General features: G+C 37.9%; 19 protein-coding genes. 5 read left to right on the plus strand and 14 right to left on the minus strand.

All coding sequences use genetic code 11. The annotated features are described in order from the left end of the window. Positions 1-11 precede the first annotated feature (11 nt). The 3 genes from RHO12_03510 to RHO12_03520 all read right to left on the minus strand — a co-directional run bounded on the left by RHO12_03510 (position 12) and on the right by RHO12_03520 (position 5,437). Entirely contained in the window at positions 12-1,721 is a 1,710-nt protein-coding gene (locus RHO12_03510; GenBank protein WVD66850.1) for a ShlB/FhaC/HecB family hemolysin secretion/activation protein, read from the minus strand. A gap of 393 nt (positions 1,722-2,114) precedes the next feature. Then, complete coding sequence (locus RHO12_03515) at positions 2,115-3,557, minus strand: 6-phospho-beta-glucosidase (protein ID WVD66851.1); 1,443 nt, start codon at positions 3,555-3,557, stop codon at positions 2,115-2,117. A gap of 11 nt (positions 3,558-3,568) precedes the next feature. After that, positions 3,569-5,437 carry a glucose PTS transporter subunit IIA gene (locus RHO12_03520; GenBank protein WVD66852.1) on the minus strand — a complete coding sequence of 623 codons (1,869 nt, stop codon included), beginning with the start codon at positions 5,435-5,437 and terminating at the stop codon, positions 3,569-3,571. A 209-nt stretch (positions 5,438-5,646) separates the two neighbouring features. Between RHO12_03520 and RHO12_03525 the strand changes: the two genes are divergently transcribed. Then, on the plus strand, positions 5,647-6,351 hold the full coding sequence (locus tag RHO12_03525; protein ID WVD66853.1) for a GntR family transcriptional regulator: 705 nt from the start codon (positions 5,647-5,649) through the stop codon (positions 6,349-6,351). 107 nt (positions 6,352-6,458) lie between these two features. On the opposite strand, the gene RHO12_03530 is transcribed toward RHO12_03525, so the two are convergent. From RHO12_03530 to yejK, 5 genes are all read right to left on the minus strand, one after another. After that, on the minus strand, positions 6,459-7,562 hold the full coding sequence (locus RHO12_03530; GenBank protein ID WVD66854.1) for an amidohydrolase: 1,104 nt from the start codon (positions 7,560-7,562) through the stop codon (positions 6,459-6,461). 15 nt (positions 7,563-7,577) lie between these two features. After that, positions 7,578-8,054 carry a YjiG family protein gene (locus tag RHO12_03535; protein ID WVD66855.1) on the minus strand — a complete coding sequence of 159 codons (477 nt, stop codon included), beginning with the start codon at positions 8,052-8,054 and terminating at the stop codon, positions 7,578-7,580. Continuing rightward, entirely contained in the window at positions 8,047-8,715 is a 669-nt protein-coding gene (locus RHO12_03540; protein WVD66856.1) for a nucleoside recognition domain-containing protein, read from the minus strand. The genes RHO12_03535 and RHO12_03540 overlap by 8 nt, the downstream gene beginning before the upstream one ends. A gap of 228 nt (positions 8,716-8,943) precedes the next feature. Next, positions 8,944-9,783: a deoxyribonuclease IV gene (nfo, locus tag RHO12_03545; protein ID WVD66857.1), complete on the minus strand. Its 840-nt coding sequence runs from the start codon at positions 9,781-9,783 to the stop codon at positions 8,944-8,946. A gap of 15 nt (positions 9,784-9,798) precedes the next feature. Then, the gene (yejK, locus tag RHO12_03550; protein ID WVD66858.1) at positions 9,799-10,797 is read right to left on the minus strand and encodes a nucleoid-associated protein YejK; all 999 of its coding nucleotides are present in this window, start codon (positions 10,795-10,797) and stop codon (positions 9,799-9,801) included. Positions 10,798-11,011: 214 nt separating this feature from the next. Between yejK and RHO12_03555 the strand changes: the two genes are divergently transcribed. Next, entirely contained in the window at positions 11,012-12,412 is a 1,401-nt protein-coding gene (locus RHO12_03555) for an MATE family efflux transporter (protein WVD66859.1), read from the plus strand. Here RHO12_03555 and RHO12_03560 read toward each other — a convergent pair. The 4 genes from RHO12_03560 to ligB all read right to left on the minus strand — a co-directional run bounded on the left by RHO12_03560 (position 12,402) and on the right by ligB (position 17,645). After that, on the minus strand, positions 12,402-14,279 hold the full coding sequence (locus RHO12_03560) for a DNA topoisomerase III (protein WVD66860.1): 1,878 nt from the start codon (positions 14,277-14,279) through the stop codon (positions 12,402-12,404). The two genes, RHO12_03555 and RHO12_03560, sit on opposite strands and share 11 nt — an antisense overlap. Positions 14,280-14,406: 127 nt before the next feature. Then, positions 14,407-15,450, minus strand: coding sequence for a zinc transporter ZntB (zntB, locus tag RHO12_03565; protein ID WVD66861.1), 1,044 nt, complete (start codon positions 15,448-15,450; stop codon positions 14,407-14,409). 22 nt (positions 15,451-15,472) lie between these two features. Then, positions 15,473-15,877, minus strand: coding sequence for a hypothetical protein (locus tag RHO12_03570; GenBank protein ID WVD66862.1), 405 nt, complete (start codon positions 15,875-15,877; stop codon positions 15,473-15,475). A gap of 94 nt (positions 15,878-15,971) precedes the next feature. Continuing rightward, positions 15,972-17,645 (minus strand): NAD-dependent DNA ligase LigB, encoded by a 1,674-nt coding sequence (gene ligB, locus RHO12_03575; protein WVD66863.1) that lies wholly within the window; start codon positions 17,643-17,645, stop codon positions 15,972-15,974. Positions 17,646-17,773: 128 nt separating this feature from the next. Here ligB and RHO12_03580 point away from each other — a divergent pair. Next, positions 17,774-19,185, plus strand: a protein-coding gene (locus RHO12_03580) for an IS1182 family transposase (protein WVD66864.1) whose coding sequence is annotated in 2 segments (ribosomal slippage) — positions 17,774-18,347 and positions 18,347-19,185 — 1,413 coding nt in all. Because the reading frame shifts where the segments join, the coding sequence is not laid out codon by codon here. A gap of 146 nt (positions 19,186-19,331) precedes the next feature. On the opposite strand, the gene RHO12_03585 is transcribed toward RHO12_03580, so the two are convergent. Together RHO12_03585 and RHO12_03590 are read right to left on the minus strand one after the other, a co-directional pair. After that, entirely contained in the window at positions 19,332-19,913 is a 582-nt protein-coding gene (locus RHO12_03585; protein ID WVD66865.1) for an ACP phosphodiesterase, read from the minus strand. A 21-nt stretch (positions 19,914-19,934) separates the two neighbouring features. Next, positions 19,935-20,738, minus strand: coding sequence for a siderophore-interacting protein (locus RHO12_03590; GenBank protein ID WVD66866.1), 804 nt, complete (start codon positions 20,736-20,738; stop codon positions 19,935-19,937). A gap of 247 nt (positions 20,739-20,985) precedes the next feature. On the opposite strand from RHO12_03590, the gene ychF reads away from it, so the two are divergent. Beyond that, complete coding sequence (ychF, locus tag RHO12_03595) at positions 20,986-22,077, plus strand: redox-regulated ATPase YchF (protein ID WVD66867.1); 1,092 nt, start codon at positions 20,986-20,988, stop codon at positions 22,075-22,077. Between the two features lie 349 nt (positions 22,078-22,426). Then, positions 22,427-23,659 carry a molybdopterin molybdotransferase MoeA gene (gene moeA, locus RHO12_03600; protein WVD66868.1) on the plus strand — a complete coding sequence of 411 codons (1,233 nt, stop codon included), beginning with the start codon at positions 22,427-22,429 and terminating at the stop codon, positions 23,657-23,659. Positions 23,660-23,847 lie beyond the last annotated feature (188 nt).

Here is a 23,847-nt window from a genome sequence, read left to right on the forward strand (position 1 = left end):
AAATTTGTCACCTAATAACTCCAACTTACATTAAACCCAAGGGTGACATCATTGGTTTTAAATCCTTTTGGTTTATAAATCGGCACGCCAGCAAAGCCATCATACGCAATGCCAAACACACTGCCCCGTAGCCCAATCGCACTACCGGCTAGCTTTTTACCTAATTGATATTGAGTGTTCTCGCCGGATATCTCACCGTAATCGAGACCTAAATAGAGTTCATTATTCAGTGGCGTACCCCAAGAGACTTCATTACGCACATACCAGCCATTATCGGCGGTTAAACTACGCTCACCATCAAAGCCCCTGACCGTCCAGCGTCCACCGATTGAAAAACGCTCCGGCGGCGTTAACGCGCCCCCTCTCGTAAATTGGCTTTGATAATCGAGGTTATAACGAAAGCGCTGTTGCCCAACAGTGAACGGCATATTGATAAATAGATTTAGATTGAAAATATCAGATAACGCCGTGGCGTAACCGCTGTGCTCCTCTGGCGCTTGATGCGCACCAAACCAGCGCACGCCTTTTTTATAACTGGCGCCCATATATAAGGTCAGTGCATTAAAGTAATGACGGTGATTAATCCCCAGTAACCAACTGGTGGTTTTACGCTGTTGCACTTCGATTTCAGTATCTTCCACGTAGTTATGCGATTCCCTAAAGTTAAGCCCATAACTTAAGGTGGTTTTTTGAGTGGCATTACGGTGAATAACGCGGCTAAGTTGCACATTGGTATTGCGGCTACGACCACTGTATTGATAATCGGGTCGGCCGGCGATATTTTGATGATAGTTGTTATTGCTCAGTGAGGTGTTTAAGGTCCAATAGCCGATTGGCACCGAGTAGGAAAACAGGTAGTTTTTTGAGCCATACTTGCTGTCACCTTCTAAATCATGGCCACCCGAGACGTAAAACGAATCACTGATCCCCAGTGGATTATCAACATAAAGCGTCAATCCCCCTTGGTAACGCCCAGTCTCTTTAGAGCCAGAATCATCGAGTGACATGCCAATACGCCAGTATTTTGACTGAGTGCGGTTAATCACAATATCACTCTCACCGGCTTCTTTGCCGGGAACCAGTTGGATATTGGTATTGACGGTTGGAATACGCTCTAAGTTCTCCAGCCCTTGCTCAATATCACGTAAATTAAGTAGCTCGCCCTTGTTAATCGGTAACGCCGTGTATAAACGTGCACGCGTGTCGCTGCCTTCGGTGTAATAGATATCACTGACCGTGCCTTTGACCACTAATAACGCTAAGGTGCCGCTGCTTAAGTCTTGCTCAGGAATCACGATTCGAGTGGTGATATAACCGTAACTAATAATGCGATTTTGTAATTCAGATAATAAGCGGTAAATACCTTTACCGCCTAAACACTGCCCTTTGGCTTGGTTAGATAACACCGATAAGGGCAAGGTAAACGGTAGCGCCTCTCGGCCACGCAGTTCAACATCATTAATCACAAAGCACGGTGACTCAGTTGGAAAGGTGATTTTACGCGCACTGGTTAACCCTGACTGTAAGCGAATATCAGGACGAACCGGTGATAAACGATTTTGTAAGGCTTTTTGTTGCTCTTGCTGATAAATTAACTGTTGGTTACTTATCGCGTTTTCCGTTTCTGTCGGTAATGGTGCGGCTAGCGTGTAAAACGGTAAGGCAACTAGGCTACAGACTCCACCTACATAACCTAGCCAACTGAATGATGTTATTGACATATTTGCACTAAATTTAACGTTGATTTATAAAAGTGCGAATTCTATTACAAAAAAAATTAAAATAAAATTATTTTACAACTATATTACAATAATAAATTTATAAGTGAAAATTTCATCATTTAGTTAATAATTAAGTTCACTATTGATTTAATTAGTGAATGTATATACATGCTTATGATATCGAGCGCACGGTTAATTGCTAGTTATTGTTTATTAGCTTGTGGTAAGTTTGATAATAATGAGCATAATATCATGATGTTAGGCTATTATTTTGGCGAGTTAGTTGAGGATTGTTCAATAATATTTAGCGATATCTAGAGAGTTTATTAATAACACACCATACAATAATCAGATTGATTGTTAGCAATCAATCTGATTATCTGTTACAGATCTCTAGTCAGAACAAACTGAGCTACCATTTGTCGCTATAACTTTTTGATACCACATAAAAGAATCTTTTTTATAACGTTTCATCGAGCCGTTGCCTTCATTATCACGATCAACATAGATCACACCATAACGTTTTTTCATTTCACCTGTTGTAAATGAAACCACATCAATGATCCCCCATGGCGTATAACCCATCACATCAACGCCATCTTGTTCAACCGCCGTTAACATGGCTTTTATATGCTTAGCTAAGTAAGAAATACGCGCAGGATCATGAATATTGAATTGCTCATCAACTTCGTCGATCGCACCAAATCCATTTTCAACAATAAATAACGGCAGTTGATAGCGTTCATACAAACGATTAAGCGTATAGCGCAAACCTTCGGGATCAATTGGCCACCCCCAATCACTGCTTTTGATATAAGGGTTTGGTACCGAATTAGGTAACGCTCCATTAACAATGTTTTCTTTATTATCATTATTAACGTCCGCTTTAACCACTGTTGACATGTAGTAACTAAAGCCAATGTAATCTACGGTACCTTGCTTTAATATTATTAAATCATCTTGAGTAATGTCTAATTGATAACCCTTGCGTTCAAATTCTTTAATCGCATAAGCAGGATAATAGCCTCTAACATGGACATCAGGAAAGAAGAAACGTTGACGCATAGCAATTTCAGCCGCCATTATATCATCGGGGTTACATGAATATGGATAGATTGGGACATGAGAAATCATACATCCAATTTGAAAATCAGGATTAATTTTTCTGCCAGCTATAACCGCTTTAGCGCTCGCAAGTAACTCATAATGGGCAACTTGATATAGTACTTGCTGAGGATCCTCACCAGCTTCAACTTTTACACCTGAATTAGTCCAAAAGAAAATAGGATTGGCGGTATCCATTTGATTATTGATCTCGTTAAATGTCATCCAGTATTTAACTTTTGCCTTATAACGTTCAAAACACGTTGTGGCAAATCGTTCAAAAAATTCAACAACTTTACGATTTTTAAACCCACCATAATGACGCGCTAAATGCAGAGGCATTTCAAAATGAGATAACGTAATTACGGGCTCAATACCATAACGAATTAGTTCATCAAATAAATTATCATAAAATAGTAATCCTTCTTCGTTTGCTACCAACTCATCACCTTTAGGATAGATCCGGCTCCAAGCAATTGATGTTCTGAAGCATTTTAGTCCTAATTCAGCTAATAATTTAATATCACTTTTATAATGATGATAAAAATCAATCGCGGTATGATTTGGATAAAATTTGCTAGGATCAATTTCCTGAGTAATTTGCCGTGGCACGCCGTGAGCGCCCGCAGTCATCACATCAACGACGCTTGGACCTTTGCCGCCCTGATCCCATCCACCTTCAAATTGATGAGCGGCAAAGGCGCCCCCCCATAAAAATTCGCTCTTCTTCATACGCTATCCTTTTATTGTTTAATAATTAATATCGTGTCCGCCATCGTGACCGAGCCCTGATCAATCGGATCGATATATTGATAATCAGTCGAATTAGTAATAATAACTGGAGTAATTAATGGACAACCACTCGCTTTAATTTTTTCCATATCAAAGCTCATTAATAAATCCCCTTGTTTCACCTGTTGATTAAGTGAAACATGATAATTAAAATAAGATTCCGTCAATTTAACGGTATCAATACCAACATGAATTAACAATTCAACCCCTTGTGTTGAGCGTAAACCAACCGCGTGGCGTGATTTATCAAATAACACTTTAACTTCACCATCAAATGGTGCGTAAACATGATTATCAGTCGGTTCAATCGCCACGCCTTCGCCCATCATTTTTTCAGCAAATACCGGATCAGGTACCGCTGATAGTGGCAATACTTCTCCAATCATTGGACTGTTGACTTCTACGCTATCAAATATTATTTTTTGTACTTCATCGCGTGTCTCACTTGCCAGTGGTTTTTCTCCTGTGCCAAAAAATTGAGTTAACAATACAGGACCAAGTAAGGCAATTAGAGAACCAATTACAATACCAATGATTGAACTAGGATGCTGGGCACTAATTCCATTCACGATAGTTAACGGTCCAGGTAAACCAGCATAAGCAAAATAAAAAGGATCAAAAAATCCAGAGATGACGCCGCCAATCAAACCACAAATACAGCCATAAATAAATGGTTTTTTAAATCTTAAGTTAACACCATAAATTGCAGGCTCAGTAATACCAAAAATACCCGTAATAAAGGCCGACAAGGAGACACCTTTCATATCATGATTTTTTGACTTGAGATAAAAACCTAATGCTGCGCCGACTTGGCCAATGACAGAGATCGTTTGGAAAGCTTGGAAAGAATCTTGACCGTACATGGCAAAATTTGCCATCACTACTGGCGTTATCCCCCAATGAACGCCGAAGATCACAAACACTTCCCATATACCACCAATCACGCCTCCCGCTAATGGTGCTGAAAGCGAGACTAAACCATTATAGCTATTGGCGATAAGACTTGCTGCTGCTGAGCTAATTGGCCCAATGAACACAATCGTTAATGGGATCATGATTAGCATACAAATTAGTGGTAAAAATAACGGCTTAATAACGCTATTAATACGCGGTTCAAGCAAGCGTTCCAGATAAGAAAGTAGCCAAACTAAAAAAAGTGGCGGTAACACGCTTGAGGAATAAACCGTTTCAGACAATGGAATGCCTAGAAAATATAGACTTTCACCACTTTTAATTGAGGAAGCAATAGAAAACCAATCTGGTGAAACTAACGCGGCACAACAAACAAGCGCAATATATAAATTACATTTAAAGTGCTTTGATGCGGTGATCGCTATCAAGATTGGCAAAAAATGAAATGGCGTCCAAGACATAAAATTCAAGACACTATATGTGGTTGTAGTATTAAATGACGGATAAGCCAAGCAAATTAAAATTAAAAGGCCTTGTAAAATTCCAGCTGCTGCTAAGATATAGACAAACGGTGCAAAAACAGCAGACATCGTTGCGATAACACGATTTAACATCGAGCTTTTTTGCTCACTTGATGCGGTGTCGTCTAAATTAACCAGTTTTAAAAATGCATCATAAACTTTATCGACATGAGTACCAATTACAATTTGTAATTGTCCTCCTTTTTCAACTACCGTAATTACGCCTGCTAAGGCATTAATTTTTTCTTTGGCATCAATCGGTTGATTTTGAGTTACGAGTCTTAAACGAGTGGCGCAACGAGCGGCGCTAATAATATTTTTTTCACCACCGAGCTCGTGTAAAATCTGCGCCGCGAGTTTGTCATAATCTCTTATTTTTTTGGTCATAAGATAGCCTCATTATTAATGAAGCTCAATTATTACACGCAAACAATAAAATTAGTTACTAACAATTTTATTGTTTGAGATCTTAGTCACAAACTATTATTATCTTGAATTGTAAAAATAGACTAATTAAAGCTAAACTAAACGCGCCTTAATGATATTTATTTTTTAATAAATGATGCTTGGAAAAACACTTACAATTGAGATTTTATATGTTGAAATACGATGAAGTAGCACAAAAGATAGAACAACAGATTTATGCTACAAAACTAGCTGCCGGCACCCGATTAGAAAATATTGAAGAGCTAATTAAGCAATATCATGTTAGCCGAACAACCATCATTAAAGCACTCGACCAATTAGAGCGCCGCGGAATTATTTACCAACAGCAAGGTAGTGGTATCTTTGTTAGGCAAAGAAAAAAAGCCGGCTATATTAGTTTTATCGAAAGTCATGGTTTTACTAATGATCAAGAACGTATCCCTAGCGCAACTAAAGCGATTGAATTATCAATCATTAAACCAACTAAAAAAATTGCCCAAGAATTACAATGTGATTTAAATGAAGATATCTATTCAGTGAAACGCATTCGCTATGTTGAAAATACTATTCATTGCCTTGAGCAATCCTACTATCGTAAAGCGCTCATCCCTTATCTGAATTTAGAGATCATTTCAGGATCAATCTTCAACTATATAAAACATGTTTTTAATATTAATATTGGTTTTTCTGATAAGCATTTTGAGGTGACGACTCTTGATAAAGAGAGTGCAATCCTCCTCGAATTGCCACAAAACTCGCCTACACTTTATGTAGAAGAAATTTTTTATACATCGGCAGGCGAGCCATTTGATTATTCAATCAAACATTATCACTATAAGAATAGTAAATACTTCGTCCAGAGCCAGTTCACTTAATGGTTATCGAAATATTAAAAATATTAGCCATGCTAAGACATGACTAACCAAATTAAAAATAAGCTTGTAAAAATCTACAAACTTACCTAATGCTAATTGAAAAATAATTACCCTAAAATGCGGCGAACACATGCTATAGAAATACTAACGCCATCCTCCATTGCAGCAGTATCAAAATGCATATCGGGGTGGTGCAAACCAGGGCTTAAATCCACGCCTAGCCCCCAAAATCCAGCTTTGATGTTAGGTCTTTGTCGTGGATAATTAAAAAAATCTTCTCCGCCAGGGGTATAAATTGGTGGTTTTAAGCCCGTTTCACCTAACACCTCTTGAATACTTGTCGCAATAATAGCTGTAACATCATCGTTAATCACGGCCGCGGGGATCTCTTTTGAGACTATCGCCTTCGCGCTTGCGCCAATCGATTTCGCCGCAAATTCAATCGCACCGATTACTTTAGCTTTTAACTCATCCATCGCCTGATTGGTTGGCGCTCTGAGATCCCAACAGACATGAGCGTTAGCAGGGATTGCATTAGTCACTCCCGCATCACAAATACAACGTGTGGCTTTAGCACTGTAATTAAGCGCAGGGTTGAGATGAATACTATTGACCGCTTGTATCGCAAGCGATGCGGCATCAAGCGCATTAATACCCAAGTGTGGACGAGCCCCATGTGCGGGCATCCCCATGAAATCTACCTCAATGGTCGTCGAGGCTGAGTAATACATCGCTGGTGAAGCAAAGCCCTTTGGACATTCATCTTTAGGCCGTAAATGTAAACCAATAATGATATCGACATCATCAATCACGCCGCCTTCAATCATCGCTAAAGCGCCCGAACCAAGCTCTTCAGCTGGTTGAAAAATAAATTTAATTCGACCCTGCTGCACGATCTTGTTTTGCATAATTTGCTCAGCTGCCGCCAAAATAATCGAACTATGCGCATCGTGCCCACATGTATGCATTGCACAATGTTTACCATCAATAATATGACCTAGCGCATCCATATCGGCGCGTAATACTAAAGTTGGGCCTGGATTTCCACTATCATATACCGCTGTTATACCTGTTGTGTTATTAATATTTTCACAAACATGATATCCCGCGTCTTTGAGGCACTGGCTTATATAAGCAGAGGTTTTATGCTCGGCAAACCCCAACTCGGGAATAGTATGCAAATGTTTATAGTGCTCAAGTACTTTTGACATAGTAACTCCTTTAAATTAGAGAGCAATAATCACTCTCATAACTAGCATTGCAATAATGGCATTTAAAATGCTCGTCACCATAAGCAACGGCCAATAACGCTTTGGTACATCCGCCACGCCCAAAAGGCGACCCATATATTGTAATTGCGAACCCATTAAGAAAATAGCCGGAGCCAAAATCGTAATATCCGTTATGCCCAATTGCTGATGAGCAAATAGGCTTACGGCAACGCCAGTTCCCGCTGATGCTGACAACCACGCAGTTAATAATACCGTAATTGCGACGCCTGGTAGGCTAAAAATGGTCATTGCTGGTGAAAAAACAATACCTAAAAAATCCATTAAGCCAAGCAAATTAAGAATTTGTGCAATAACATAAGCCATTACCACATTTGGCATAAGGTTATTGATGGCAATATTAAAGCCTTTTCTAGCACCAATGATAAATATATCAAAGGGATTATTTGTCTCTCTCTTATGGGTATTACTCATTAGTGAAATCCCTTTTATAAAATGTAGTCAATGCGATACGAACAAAAATAGCGCCGACAAATTTCATGATAAACATTAAAATTAAAGGGATCACAACTGGCACCGTTAACCATGCAAAAAGAGCCGATCCTATTGCAAAATAGTTATTAATTAGTCCTGCACCTGAATATTGCCACGCTCCCATAATGATTAACTCTTTTTTAGCTATCACTTTCTCGTCATAGAGCTCTTTGGTTAATGCCGCCCCAGCATCCGTACTTTGCAAGTCAGTGATTAAAGCAAGACCAGTTAAGCCGGGTAAGCCTAAAATGGGCTTTAATAATGGCGTCAGTAATTTGTGTGCTGCTCTAATCGCACCATAATGGGTAAAGATCTCAAGCACCCCAAGAGCGAGCATCACTGTTGGCACCAATGATAACGCAAATAAAAAACCTGCCTTAGCACTAATACCGGCTTCACCAACAAAGGTATTTTTAGCTGGATTTTGCATTGTGCCAAATGAGCCGCCTAGTGTGGTAAAATCAAATGCCCCAAGCCATTTCATGCCATCTACATTCAGAAAAAGACCTGAGAAGAATAGAATTGCGATAATTAGCGAAAGGTAAGCTTTCATGCCAATCTTGATTGGTACTTTATTGGATTCATCACTATTACTCGGCATATAAATTATCTCCTAATATTATTTTATATTGTTGTCTATTATCGATAAGGAATCGCTTATTACAAAATAGTTGCAAGAGGATCCATAGACACTTTACCATATAATTTAATAAGGTTATTGGGCATTGTTATTTTTTATTTGGCGAGAATGTTGTAGCTGACTTGATCCCTGACGTTATCAAGGATCAAACCGTAATATAATAATTGAAAAATTAACCGCAGTGCGAGCTTAAGCTAGCGATTTTAACCAATTAATTTCATCTACCCAAATATCAGGATCGATAGTTTCTAAAATTAGCGGAATTTCATCAATACGAGGATCTTGCATAATATATTCAAATGCCGTTTTACCGATATTGCCTTTACCAAGGCTGTTATGCCGATCTACATGGCTAGCAAGTTCGCTTTTAGCATCATTTAAATGCATACCGCGTAAGTAGTTAAAGCCGACTATTTTATCAAATTCACGGAAGGTTTCATCGCACGCTTTGCGTGTGCGTAAATCATAACCGGCGGCAAAGGCATGGCAAGTATCAATACAAACCCCTACGCGTGATTTATCTTCAACTTGGTTAATAATTTGCGCTAGATGCTCAAATTTATAGCCAAGGTTTGACCCTTGCCCTGCGGTATTTTCAATTACGGCAACCACGTTTTGACTTTTATCGAGCGTGATATTAATCGACTCTGCAATGCGAGCAAGGCATTCATCGACAGATATTTGCCTTAAATCACTACCAGGGTGAAAATTTAATAGCGTTAAACCAAGCTGCTCACAGCGCAGCATTTCATCTAAAAATGCTGCGCGTGATTTTTCCAATTGTTCACGCTCTGGATGGCCTAAATTGATTAAATAACTATCATGCGGTAGGATTTGCTTACTACTATAACCGTATTTTTCACAGTTTAACTTAAACTTATCAATCGTCGCCGTTTCAAGTGGTTTAGCCTGCCATTGCCGTTGGTTTTTAGTGAATAAAGCAAACGCTGTCGCTCCGATTTGATGGGCATTAAGTGGGGCATTATCCACTCCGCCCGATGCGCTAACGTGAGCACCAATATATTTCATGCTTTATCTCTCCATTTATTGATTATTGCGCTGCAGCTGATCCCGTAAATTAGGCGGTAATCCTTTGATAACCAGCGTATCAGTTTGTGCATCCCATCTTATACGCTCGCCTAAGAGGTCAGAATCAAAATTAATTGTCAGCCCACCGCCACTTCCTGAGAATTTTTTTAATTGCCTTAATGTTGAACGATCAACCGGAAATTCCTCATCAAGATCGTAGTTTTGGCCAGCAACAAAAGAAGTAAAATCATTATCATCTGATGCTGGTAGCTCTTTCGCTAGGTTCGATAATTTTATCTCTTCACCTGCTTCTAGTTGCCCCTTGCAATAGCCATAAACTTGTTCGCGAACTGCTTTTTTCTCTTGCTTATCAAGTTGAATCTCTTGGCAATAATCATCAACCGCTTGCACTAAATTTTTATTTTGATTTTTTGCATTTAAGCCTTCACTCGCGCCTAAATAATCCATAAAGAAGTCTGACACTTTACGCCCAACACGTCCTTTTAAAAAGGTTAAATAACGCTTAGAATCAGGCTCAGTTTGCCACTCAGTAATATCAATTCGCGCAATAATGTCAGCATGGTCTATGTCAAGGTATTGTGTTTGATTGATTTCAAGTTTGTCATTAACTAACATGCTATGACAGCTGTTTAGTACTGCGATCAATAAATATTCGACGGCTAAATAACGGTAAAGACAAAATATTACCGCTCCACCTTCAGCAAAAGGATATTTAGCCAGTTCATTACGTAACTGTTTTACTGATTGCTGGCTAAAATTTAAAAAATCTTGATTGCCTAATTTGAGTTCTTTAACCGATGTTTCAAATAAGCTATTTTCATGAAATAGACCATAAGCTTTGGCTTTATTGCTGTAAACTCGATTAATATCGGCGACTAAATCAGTCACAACTTGATGGTTTTCAAGCACGGAATCGCGTAGTACAACTTCGATTTCGCTCTCACTCTTTCTAATTAGTTGGTGAAGTATAATTTGTTCGATTTGTAAACTCATTGGCTAACCTATCTTCTGTTTATCAAAATTAGTCGCTATTTTAACAGAAATTATCAAAAAAATGCGTATAAACAATTTATTTGTCTGTTAGAATAGCTCAATTCAAATCAGAGCTCGAATTGATTGAGATAATTAAATAAATTGATTCGGCTTAATTCATTACAACTGTATTTATTTTGCTCTATATTAAATATAAATAAAAAAAGATCAGCTAATGGCAACCAACTATAAAGATTTTACCGATAAAAAAATTAGTTCATTATTTTGGCAATATGCTTTACCTGCGATTATCGGCACGACCGTAAATACCCTTTACAATATTATTGATGGCATTTTCATTGGCCATTGGATTGGTCGTGAAGCGTTAAGTGCCGCAGGGTTAATCCTGCCGGTAATGATTATCGCGGCCGCAATTGGTTTATTAGTTGGCGTAGGCTCTGCAAGTCGAATTTCAATCTTTTTAGGTCAAAAAGCACAAGATAAAGCCGAACGAATTATCGGCTCATCATTTGTTTTAACCTTAGTATTAAGTGGGATCACACTTAGCATTTTGCTGATATTTATTGATCCACTACTTTATCTGGTTGGTGCAAGCGAAGTAACGCATAACTATGCTAAACAGTTTTTGCAGATATTTTTACCGGGTAGCCTATTTTTAACGCTATCGTTCAATTATGCCAATATGATGAGAGCGTGTGGTTATCCGCTTAAAGCAATGCTGATCATCTTATCGACGGTAATTGCCAACATTATTCTGGCGCCTATTTTTATTAAAGTATTTGATTGGGGTATGCGCGGGGCCGCGCTTGCGACAACGCTTGCCATGATGCTTAGTTTTATTTTGGTAATGATCCATTTTACTAGCAAGAAAAGTCAGGTTAGGCTGCGTTTAAAAAACCTGCGCCTTGATAAAGAATCAATTATCGGTATTTTATCGATCGGTATGTCCCCTTTTGCGATGCAAGTTGCTACGTCTGTTGTGGTGATATTTATTAACTGGCAACTTAATCATTACGCACCATTGAGCCATATTAGTGGCGATGATGCTATTGCTGCATTTTCTAATGCTAATCGATTAATTACATTTTTTGTTATGATTGTCATTGGTATTAATCAAGGAATGCAACCGATCATTGGTTATAACTATGGTGCGCAAAATTACGCGCGCGTTAAAGAGACATTTTTTTATGCAATTAAAGTTGCAACGATCGTAACCGGGGTTGGTTTCTTATTAGCAATGTTTATCCCTAATTTATTAGTGAGCGCGTTTACTGCAGAACAAGACATGATTAACTTATCATCAACCGCATTGCGTTATATCACGCTATTGTTTATTCTGATTGGCTTTCAAATGGTCGCAACAAGTTTCTTCCAGTGCATCGGTATGGCAAAAATATCAATTATCTTAAGTTTATCAAGACAAGTACTCATATTACTACCAACACTGTATATTTTGCCGCAATTTTTGGGTTTAGACGGAGTTTGGCTAGCGCCACCAGTATCTGATTTACTTGCCAGCGTGTTCGCTTATTTGATGCTTCACTGGTATTTCAACTCAATCAAAAATCGCCATGGACATGTTCTAACCGATCCCAAGCAGAAAATTAACGACTAAAGCGAACATTTGTCAGTTTTCCAATTAACTGATAAATAGACTCGGTAAGTTCGCCCATAAACTGATGATAGCTAAATGATTTTTGGCTTATCGCGTCAAGTTGGGACTCCCAATGAGCGGTCATATCAGGGACAGTCATCGCCGTTGGTAGCATATTAATCAATTGCCGACCGACATCGGTTGAACGAATGGTTTTACCTTGGCGAGTTAAGAACTCGCGTTTAAATAGTAGCTCAATAATTCCTGCACGTGTAGCCTCTGTCCCTAATCCATCGGTTTCCCTTAAGATTTTTTTGATTTCAGGATCATTAACAAAGCGAGCAATACCGGTCATTGCCGATAATAATGTTGCATCCGAAAATGGCTTAGGTGGCGAGGTTTCTTTACTGATAAGCTCAGCATCAATACACAATGCTTGCTCGCCTTTTTTAACTGGTTTGGTAAGTAGTGGCTCGGACTCTTCAGTATTTGCGCTTTGATTATTTTTAAAGAGCTGCTTCCAACCTTCAGCTAACATTTTGGTTGCTTTAGCGATAAATTTTCCGCCGGCAATATCCACATCAATTTGTAGTTCAGCATAACGATAATTAGGGTAAAACTGCGCTAAATATTGAGTTGCAACCATAGTATAAACGGCAAATTCATTACGACTTAAGCGTTGGGTATCGGCTTTTCTTAATGTAGGGATAATGGCATGATGCGCTTCGACTTTTTTATCATTCCATATCTTAGTCCTAATCTTTAAATCCGCATTGACAATCGCATCTTGTAAACTTGAGCAGTTATTGCTAATTGCGGCAATAACGCCGTCAATTTGCTGTAAATGTTCTTCTGGTAGAAAGCGGCAGTCTGAACGGGGATAGGTAATTAATTTATGCTTTTCATATAACGATTGGCATACATCTAATACGTCTTGGGCGCTTAATCCGTGCTTTTTTGCCATTTCAATTTGTAAGGAAGACAAATTAAAGGGCATTGGCGGCGCTAATTCTTTCTTTTTATTACTGACATTGTCAATCAATGCGGGTTGATTTTTGATTCTTTCACAGACATTTTCAGCCAGCGCTTTAACTAACAGCCGTCCTTCTTCATCTTGATAAGGCGTACACGCTTCACTTGGCTGCCATTTTGCTTTAAATACTTCTTGGTTTTTAGTCTGAATAATAGCAAAAACTTCATAGAAAGGTTTACTCACAAAGTTTTCGATCTCTAAATCGCGTCTAACAACAAGTCCAAGCACTGGAGTTTGTACACGACCAATAGATAAAACCCCCTTATAACCACGGTTTTGACCTTTAATGGTACATAATCGGCTCATATTAATACCATATAACCAATCAGCCCTAGCTCTAGCGAGTGCGGATGTTGATAATGGGATAAAATCGCGATTACTGCGTAAGTTATTTAATGACTTTTCCACTGCTGAAGCATTAAGATCACTAATTAGACAGCGCTGAACTAGATGCCGTTTTTCGGCGGGAATTTGACAATAATTGAGCACTTCATCAATTAATAACTGCCCTTCTCTATCAGGGTCACCAACGTGAACAATTTCTGTCGCCTGCTCAATCAAGCCAACTAAAATATTAAACTGCTTTTGAGTGCTACTCTTAGGTAATAAGATCCAATTTTCTGGAATAATCGGTAGATCATTGATTTGCCATTTTTTATAACGCTCATCATAACTATCGGGTGGCGCTTGCTCAAGCAGATGACCAATACACCAACTGACAATATCACCATTACCGGCGCGAATAAAACCATCGCCTTTTTGGTGTGGTTTAGGTAAAACATCAGCAACCGCTCTGGCTAAACTCGGCTTTTCTGCAATAAATAATTTATAACCGTTCGTAGAAAGCTGGCTCATAAATAACAATCACCAATCAAATGCCCACGATCGCTTTTACTGAAATGCAAAAGAGGTTTATGACACCAAGTGAACAACTCCCTATAATTAGTAAGACAAAGCGCTTCGCTAATCAGAAAATGCATTGCTACATCCATTTTTTCGACTTTAACCAAATAATTGACCCAATACAGATCGCAATGATGATGAGCGCAAAAGCGCCAAATGCCCATTTAGCGTCACTAAATGGAATACCCGCTAAATTTACGCCAAGCAAGCTCGTTAAAAACGTAATTGGCATAAAAATTAATGTAACAAGCGTCATTAAATAAATACGCTTATTAATTGATTCGGCCAAGAAGCCACTAATTTGCTCCATTAATGATCCGAGTCTTAACAAGCAGCTATCAATATCACCAATATAATGATTTTGCTGATTAGATATATCGTGTAGATGCTGCCGATCATTGTCATCGATCCACGATATTCGCTCGGTCGAAATGCGCACAAAGATATCCCGTTGTGGTGACAGCAATCGCCTTAATACAATGAGCTGTTTACGTACCCGTCCAATCTCTTTATAAGAAAACGCACGTTGATTTAAGGCGTTATCTTCCAGTCTGATAATATTATTATGAACGTTATCAAACGATGAGTTAACTTGGTCGCTAATTAATTGGGAAATTTGAATCAGCCAATCCGCAACATCAACAGGCCCGATGCCTTTATCTAAGTTTTCTTTTAAGAGCGCGATAGCATCAATTTGTTGATGCCTAGTTGAAATAATTAAATTGTCCGTTATATAAAAACGAAATGTGACTATTGGATCAGGGAAAGCATTGGATGTTATATTGACGCCTTTTAATACGACTAGAATACCGCTATCAAAGCGTATTTCTTTGGCAATTTGATTTGGTTTTAGTAGTTCTTCTTTTACTAATTCTGGTAATAACTCCGTCGAACGCATCCAATCAATAGTTTGCGAATTGGTAAAATCTAAATGTAGCCAGCAAGGTTGCTTAACCGTTGCTTGTCCGTCTGCCACAATTGCCATCGATTTTCCTTTGCCATCTAGCTGGCAACTATATATTGGTGCACAAGCTAAAAGTAAGCTATTTTTTATCGATAAAACCGGTGCTATTAACTCTGCATCATAGTTGGTATTGTTAGTTTGGCTTGATTCACTCATCATTATTACTCATAAGTTAATAAAATTACTCGCTATTTTCCCCAAAGGTATCTTGAGCCTGATTGCTAATAGTACTATTTTGACTTGTCGTTGGTGAAATTATTGTTGGCTGTGCTAATGAACTATTGCTTGAATCATCGGTATTGGTTGTATACTTTTGCGGAGCTGTTTGATTGATAAGATAGTTAATAACCATAACAAGAAAAAGTAAACCAATAATACAACTTATGATAACAACACTGGTCTTATTTTTACTAATATTTAAGGCTTCAAGCGCCTGCTGAGGTTGCTTGATTTTAGTATTCTTTGAATCATCTGCTAACAAGCAATTAGCGCTACAGCTTTTACAATAATATCGATTATTAGCTAATTTTATTTCAGCAATACTACCACAGTTGAAGCACTTAATCGATTTTATTGGTTTAGCCATAATTGATAACTTAACAGTTGCTATGATGTTTAATCGTTAGCAAATTATATACTTAAAAGATGAAATAGCATATTTATTATCATAATAAAATTAGCTAAAAAAAACCGTTAACCCTGTGGCTAACTAGCGTTTTTTGTAGCTCACTCATCTGTTCACTATTAATTAATAGCTGATACTGTTTTGCTTTGGGTAATGAGATCTTTGCTTTAGTTTGCCAATCGTCAACACGCCATACTATAAGATCTTGCCAATGGTATTGATTAATGTTGGAAGATAAGCCCGTTATACCTAAAGCGGATAACCATGTAGCAAATGATGACTGTTTTGCTAATTGGAACTGATTGACTATATTATGGGCTTTTTGCTCACTAATACCTGAAATATTCAGTAAGTCATGAAGTTCAAGATCTAACCAATTTATTAAGGTGGTTACTTTGCCCTCTTTAATGAGCTTTGACCACATGGATTGACCAATATGGTGGAAGTTTAAACCATTCTTACTACTTAGCCAAATTAGGCGAACTAAAAACTGCTGATGGCACGCTTTACTATAGGTAAAACATGTCATTGTTGAGAATTTTGTTTCATCAGGTATTGTTGGTATTCGGCGTTCAATCGTTCGCCAAACAACTGATTTTAAGAGCGGAATACTTTGCCCAGATAACATAATTAAAACATGGTCACCAATAGCGATATCGGTCTCCATTAACTGATTAATCGTTCCTAGGTAAATACGGCTTATTTTTCTACTATCAATTATAACCGGTTCAATATAAACAATAGTTGATACTTTGCCGGTTCGTCCTATCGTAAATTTAATATCGGTTATCACAGTCAACTGCTCTTGTATTGGGTATTTCCAAGCAATAACCCAATACGGCTCTTTGACTTGCCAATATTGCCCTGCGGGTCTAGTGCCTTGGCGAATAATAATACCATCAGTTGGATAATTGAGCGGGGCATTAAATAATTGCTCTCTCATCTGCTGCGCTTGATTAAAATCGCGAATAGCTTGTGTATCATCCACTCCATCAGTAAACCCCATACTTTTTAGTGCAGCTAATCGCTGTTCCATATTTAGTGGTCCGGCTGGCCATTCCCATAGCCAAAAACAAATTTGTTCTAGTTTATCTGGATTTATTGATTTTGCCATCAACGCTCCGGCCACTTTTGAACGATAATTGTTGCTACCATGCTGTTTTTGTATGTGATTTTTAACATGCCAAAAGAGTTCGCCTTGTACGACTATTTGCCGGCTCTCAGTCGCTATTTTTTGCGGAACCATTGGCATTAATTTAACTTTATCCGTCCAGTTTTCACCATACGAGCCATCGCCACGGCTAATCGCGGAAACTAATATGCCATTTTCATAAATCAATGTAACCGCCACGCCGTCTATTTTAGGCTGTAACCAAAGGTCAGCTTTATTAACCATCCAGCTTTTTACTGCCTCGGCTGACGCCAACTTTTTTACGCCAGTATGAGCAACCGGATGAATAATTTTATGCTTATCAGTAATTCGTAGCTGGGAGCGGCTTGGTTGATAACTTGGAAAACACAAAAGCCATTGCTGGTAACGATTGACCATTTGATCATAAACTTCATCCGGAATTAATGAATCGCCTTTAGTAAAATAGGCCTCATCCCAAACCGCGATTTGACTGGCTAATGAACCTAACTCTTTTTCGGCTTGATAACTTGAAAAATCAGGGCAATTGGCCGACACCATATTAATGAATAGTAACAATACCAGTGCAACTTTCTGCATAATTAACCACTGCATAAAATAGAATATAAGAGATAAGTAACTTATCACAGATTGTTGACAAAGAACTCGCTTTTTAGCGAGTTTTTTGATCTAATAGTGTGGTGTGTAACTATCAAAGGTATGTCCCGATGCTTAGAAAACCGACACCAGCAACCCCTGAAAAAATAGAACAAATATCGCTCGAAGCCCTTGTTCCTCAAAACCATCTTGTCCGTAAAATTGCTAAGATTATTGATTTCGAATTTATTCGCGATGCGGTGGCGTCCCTTTATTGTAAGGATAATGGACGCCCGGCAGAAGATCCCGTCAGATTATTCAAAATTATGTTATTAGGTTATCTTTTCGGCATTCCCAGTGAGCGGCGATTGGTGCAAGAAATACAGGTTAACTTAGCTTATCGTTGGTTTTTGGGGATGGGATTAACCGAAAAAGTGATTGACGCGTCAACCCTAAGCCAAAATCGTCGACGTCGATTTAATGATAGTGACATTTATCAACAGATTTTTGATAATATTGTCGAGCAAGCTATCGCGAAAGGCTTAATTAGCGGCCGTATCTTATATTCGGATAGCACGCATCTTAAAGCCAGTGCCAATAAGGGAAAAGCATGTAATGAAAAGCGTATTATAGAGCCGAGCCAATATATTAATGAGTTAAATAACGCGATTGAGGAAGAGCGGGCTACACATGGAAAAAAGCCTTAGCGCCAAGGACGGAAACACGGTATAAAGCCGTTAAAATCAGCACCACCGACCGAGAAAGCGGTTTTATGCATCGGGAAGGCAAACCTAAAGGGTTCTTTTATCTTGACCACCGAACGGTTGATGGTAAACATAATCTAATTACCGATACGCATGTTACGGCGGGAAATGTTCATGATTCTCAACCTTATCTTGCTCGGCTCAAACGGCAGGTCACTCGGTTTAACTTTGCGCCTGTTGGTGTGGGTCTTGATGCGGGGTATTTTACCGCCCCTATTTGCCATTTATTGTTAGCTGAGCAGATATATCCCGTAATCGGTTATCGCAGGCCGAATCATGGCGCGAATGCCATACGAAAACGGCAGTTTATTTATGATAGTCAACGCGATACCTATACCTGCCCCAATGGGCAATCACTGATTTATAAAACGACAAGTCGAGAAGGTTACCGTCATTATCACTCTAAAGCATGTGTTTGCAAGCAGTGTCCGTTATTATCACAGTGTACACAAAGTAAAAATAGTTTGAAAATAATCACTCGCCATATCTGGGAAGCCGATAAAGAAAAAGCGAATGATATTCGTCTAAGTAAATGGGGTAAAAAAGTTTATGCGAGACGAAAAGAGACCGTCGAGCGAAGTTTTGCTGACGCCAAACAACATCATGGACATCGTTATGCGAGATTTAGAGGGCTTGCTAAGGTTCAAATGCAGTGTTTGTTAGCCGCAACAGCACAAAATATAAAGAAAATAGCGTTAAAGCTATTTTTATTGCTCTATTTTAGGTCACTTTTGAATGGATTTAATAAAATTTCAATTAAAAATCGTATTTATGGCTAAAATAAAAAAATAAACCCCGAATAATATCGAGGTTTGTCAGCAATCTGAGATAAGTAACTTATCAGTATTTAATTATGAGTTAGAATGAATAACGAAAGCTGTATAGGCAGTCACAATATAAAGCAAGATTTTTCAATAAATGAAAACTATAATTGACGATTAGTCGCTAGAGTAATGAGTTGAGGATAAAAGTTGAAAAATATTTGTTCTAGTTGCTGATAATTATTGGTGAAGTCAAGAAAGCTTTCCCGCAATGTAACCAATTTGGGACGTTGATTAGCCATGCCATTTAATACTCCACCAATAAAATCAATATTAGCATAATTTACTAACCACTCTCCCTGCCATAAATGAGTCATAAAATGGCAAAATTGAGACGGAAAATTTGCGATATCTTGCTCAATAATTGACCTCATTTGCAAATTAAAATCGGCAAGACTACGACTTTTTACATAACGAGTCCAGTGCTTAGCTAAAAAATGATCCCAAACGATATCCAATGTAATCGGTGCTACGCGTTGAGTTTTGCTACAAAAAAGCGACTTAGCTTGTTTTACTGTCGGTAGTTGGTCAATCAATTTATCGAGCCGACGATGCATCATTATCCCATCAGCAATAAGCGTTGAATATTGCCGATAGGGATCGCCTTTAACAAAATCTGCCGCGGCATTGCCAATAATTGAACTACCCGCTAATGACGCTAAATGAAGATGGGCTAAGATGTTCATAGACCCAATAATTATACTTGATTAATCATGATGCTTAAATTGCCCTTCAGCAAATCCTTCTCGCCAATAACTGATTAAGTGTATTGAATCGCTCGGTAACGCAGTAAAATGTTCTTTTAAAAATCGACGTATTGATTGCGCGATTGATGACTCCATTCCGCCCCAAAAAAGTGCGTTTTCCTGATCCACTGTCGAGACTGATTGGGTCAATTGGCTAATTAATTTAGTGTCATGACCCTGTGGTGTTACAAGCCATATCAGCTCAGTTGGTTGAGTTAATGTTAAAGGTAACTTGTCTTTTTCATCTCGAACTTCGATGATTGCCAGTGCTTTTTGCCCTTGAGGTAAATGTTCTAATGTATAACAAATAGCTGGCATCGCGGCAATATCACCGATTAATATTAATTGCTTATTATTATCGAATCGATTTTTAGCGCCCATCGCAATTAAACCAATATTATCACCGACGTTAGCCTGTTGAGCCCACTGTGTTGCGATCCCTGACTCATGCACAACAAAATCAATGACAACCACATTGTTATCTTGATTATAGTTGCGAATACTATAGGTTCTTACCTGCTCGCGAGTTCCATTTGCCCAAATAATTTTATTATCTTCATTCGTCTGAGGGAAAATAATATCATCGTTACTTACTGAGGGAAAAAGTAATTTAGCATGAGGTCCTATCCAAAGAGGATCAAATTCAATTTTTTTATCACAATTAAAAATAACACGAATGAGGTTAATGGATAAGCGTTCACATTGTTTAACGGTTAATATGCCATTAATAACTGATCGCTTGTGAGCGGATGTTTTTTGCTTCATAGATGCGACTCCTTTATAACCAAGTGCCTATCATACACCTTGTTAATAAAGAATAAAAAAAGATATTTTATTTATATTAACTCAATCGCAGCGGTATTTTTATGATAACTCATTAAATCAATTAGCCATTATTAAATAATCCGATTAATGTTATCGAGAGGTAGAGGTAACTATTTTAGCTATATCGTTACCATTGAAATTAGTATATAATCGCAGCCATTTTTTGATGTTTAATTAGGGTATAATCATGGGATTTAAATGTGGGATTGTCGGTTTACCAAATGTAGGGAAATCAACACTTTTTAACGCACTGACTAAAGCGGGGATTGAAGCAGCAAACTTTCCTTTTTGTACAATTGAACCAAATACGGGCGTCGTACCAATGCCCGATTCCCGTTTAGATAAATTAGCCGAAATCGTTAAACCACAAAGAATATTACCAACAACGATGGAGTTTGTCGATATTGCAGGGTTAGTGAAAGGGGCGTCTAAAGGCGAAGGGCTCGGTAATCAATTTTTATCAAATATCCGTGAAACAGAAGCAATTGGTCACGTTGTTCGCTGCTTTGAAAATGACAATATTATCCATGTGGCTGGCAAAATAGATCCGGCTGAAGATATTGACATAATTAATACCGAGTTAGCCTTAGCTGATTTAGATACATGTGAGCGAGCTATTTTACGAGTACAAAAAAAAGCTAAAGGCGGCGATAAAGAGGCTAAATTTGAGCAAGAAGTGCTCGAAAAATGCTTACCTCATTTGGAACAAGGTAATAAACTCATTACATTAACCTTTTCTAAGGAAGAAGCTGAAGCGATTAAATACCTTAGTTTTTTAACTTTTAAGCCAACAATGTATATTGCCAATGTTAATGAAGATGGCTTTGACAATAACCCTTATCTTGCACGAGTCATTGAAATTGCGAATAAAGAAAATGCGGTTGTAGTACCGGTTTGCGCAGCAATTGAGGCAGAAATTGCCGAGCTAGACGATGCTGAGCGAGATGAGTTTATGCAAGATCTTGGCTTAGAAGAACCTGGTTTAAATAGAGTGATTCGTGCGGGCTACAAATTACTCAATTTACAAACCTATTTTACCGCTGGCGTAAAAGAAGTGAGAGCGTGGACGATTCCGATTGGAGCTACAGCACCACAAGCAGCAGGCAAAATTCATACTGATTTTGAAAAAGGCTTCATTCGAGCGCAAACGATTGCTTTTGATGATTTTATTAACTACAAAGGTGAGCAAGGTGCAAAAGAAGCAGGAAAAATGCGTTCAGAAGGAAAGGATTATATTGTTAAAGATGGCGATATTATGAACTTTCTCTTTAATGTTTAAAACTATCTCGATAAAAACGCCGACTATATGTCGGCATTTTTATTGGTATCACGCTGATACAACTGTTTGCATAAATTTTATATAAAAAAAAACTTAATCATCGAGCCTGACGATTAAGTTTTAATAAGAGACTTCGTGTTTCATGATTAAATATCACTTTAATATGAAACTTTATAGTTATATTTGATAAAAATCATTATAATCTATTTTTATGAATCTATAACCTCTTTTAATCAATTTTGTGATCTACTTCAACTTTTTGAGTATTATTTTATTGTTTACATCAAATTTATGCTCAATATTAGAAGTAACTTAATGGTTATATTGTAGATAAAATAAGGAAATCGTTATGTCTAGCACCCCTCTTCTCTCATTTTCTGAAGCCAAAAACCTCATTTTACAAACGGCACAATCAATAAATTACCAGCAAACGGAATCAATTAAACTATTTGACGCAGTAAATCGAATCGCTGCCAAACCAATTATTTCGCCCATGAATATTCCGTCTTTTGATAATTCAGCAATGGATGGTTACGCAATAAGAGAAGCGGATCTACAAAATAGTCATTTATTACCAATTGCAGATAGTGTTTTTGCTGGTCAAAAGCAGATTAATAATTGGCCTAAAAATAGCTGCTTACGCATAATGACCGGTGCAGTAGTTCCAAAGGATGCCTATGCGGTAATTATGCAAGAAAACGTGCAAAAAATAGATCAGGCAATTCGCTTTGATCCTGAAAAAATAAAAGCGGGACAAAATATTCGCTATATTGGCGAAAGTGTCTGTGCGGGTAGCGAAGTTTTCCCCGCTGGAGAAAAATTAACTATTGCCAAATTGACAACACTAGCAACGTTAGGCTTAAGCGAGATAACCGTTTATAAACCAATAAAAGTTGCAATATTTTCAACTGGCGATGAATTAACCCCTATCGGTGAAAAATTGCCATCAGTAAATAGTATTTATGACAGTAATCGTTTTACAGTTCAGCTAATGTTAAAAGCATTGGGCTGTGAAATCATTGATTTTGGTATTATCAAAGACGATTTAGATTTAATATCAAACACATTAAAACAAGCGTCAAAAGAAGCTGATATTGTGGTGACGAGTGGTGGTGTATCTGTCGGTGATGCGGATTATACTAAAATGGCATTAGCTCAAATTGGTGAAATTGATTTTTGGAAAATAGCCATGAAGCCAGGCAAGCCCTTCGCTTTTGGTAAAATTAATAATGCCCTTTTTTGTGGTTTACCCGGTAATCCTGTTTCAACGTTCGTAACGTGTTATCAATTAGTTAGACCGTTAATTTTAGCCTTATATAAACAAAATAGTCATACCAATACTTTTATACTAAAAACGGTATCAAATTTAAAAAAATCTGTTGGTCGTTTAGACTTTCAACGAGGGTATGTTCATGCCAATGAAAATGGCGAGCTAGTGGTTAGTTCAACAGGTGAGCAAGGCTCACATATTACCTCATCATTTAATCAGGCAAACTGCTTTATCGTGCTAGAAGCAGAGCGAGGTAATATCACTCAAGGTGAATTAGTCACGGTTGAAATGTTCGATAGTTTTCTTTTGTAGCTCATTCTAACAGTCAAAAAATAAAATATGCCATTTTTACTAAATAAAGTGAAAATGGTATGTTATATAAGTTAGCACATGAGACTTACATTAGTTACATAACTGATTCAATTAATTTCTAATTATATTCATTCCCTTACGACCAATTTAAACTAGCCGCCTCAGAATAATTATGTAAAACAACCACC

The organism is Orbaceae bacterium lpD02 (assembly GCA_036251875.1).
In the GTDB taxonomy this organism is placed as follows: Bacteria; Pseudomonadota; Gammaproteobacteria; order Enterobacterales; family Orbaceae; genus Orbus; species Orbus sturtevantii.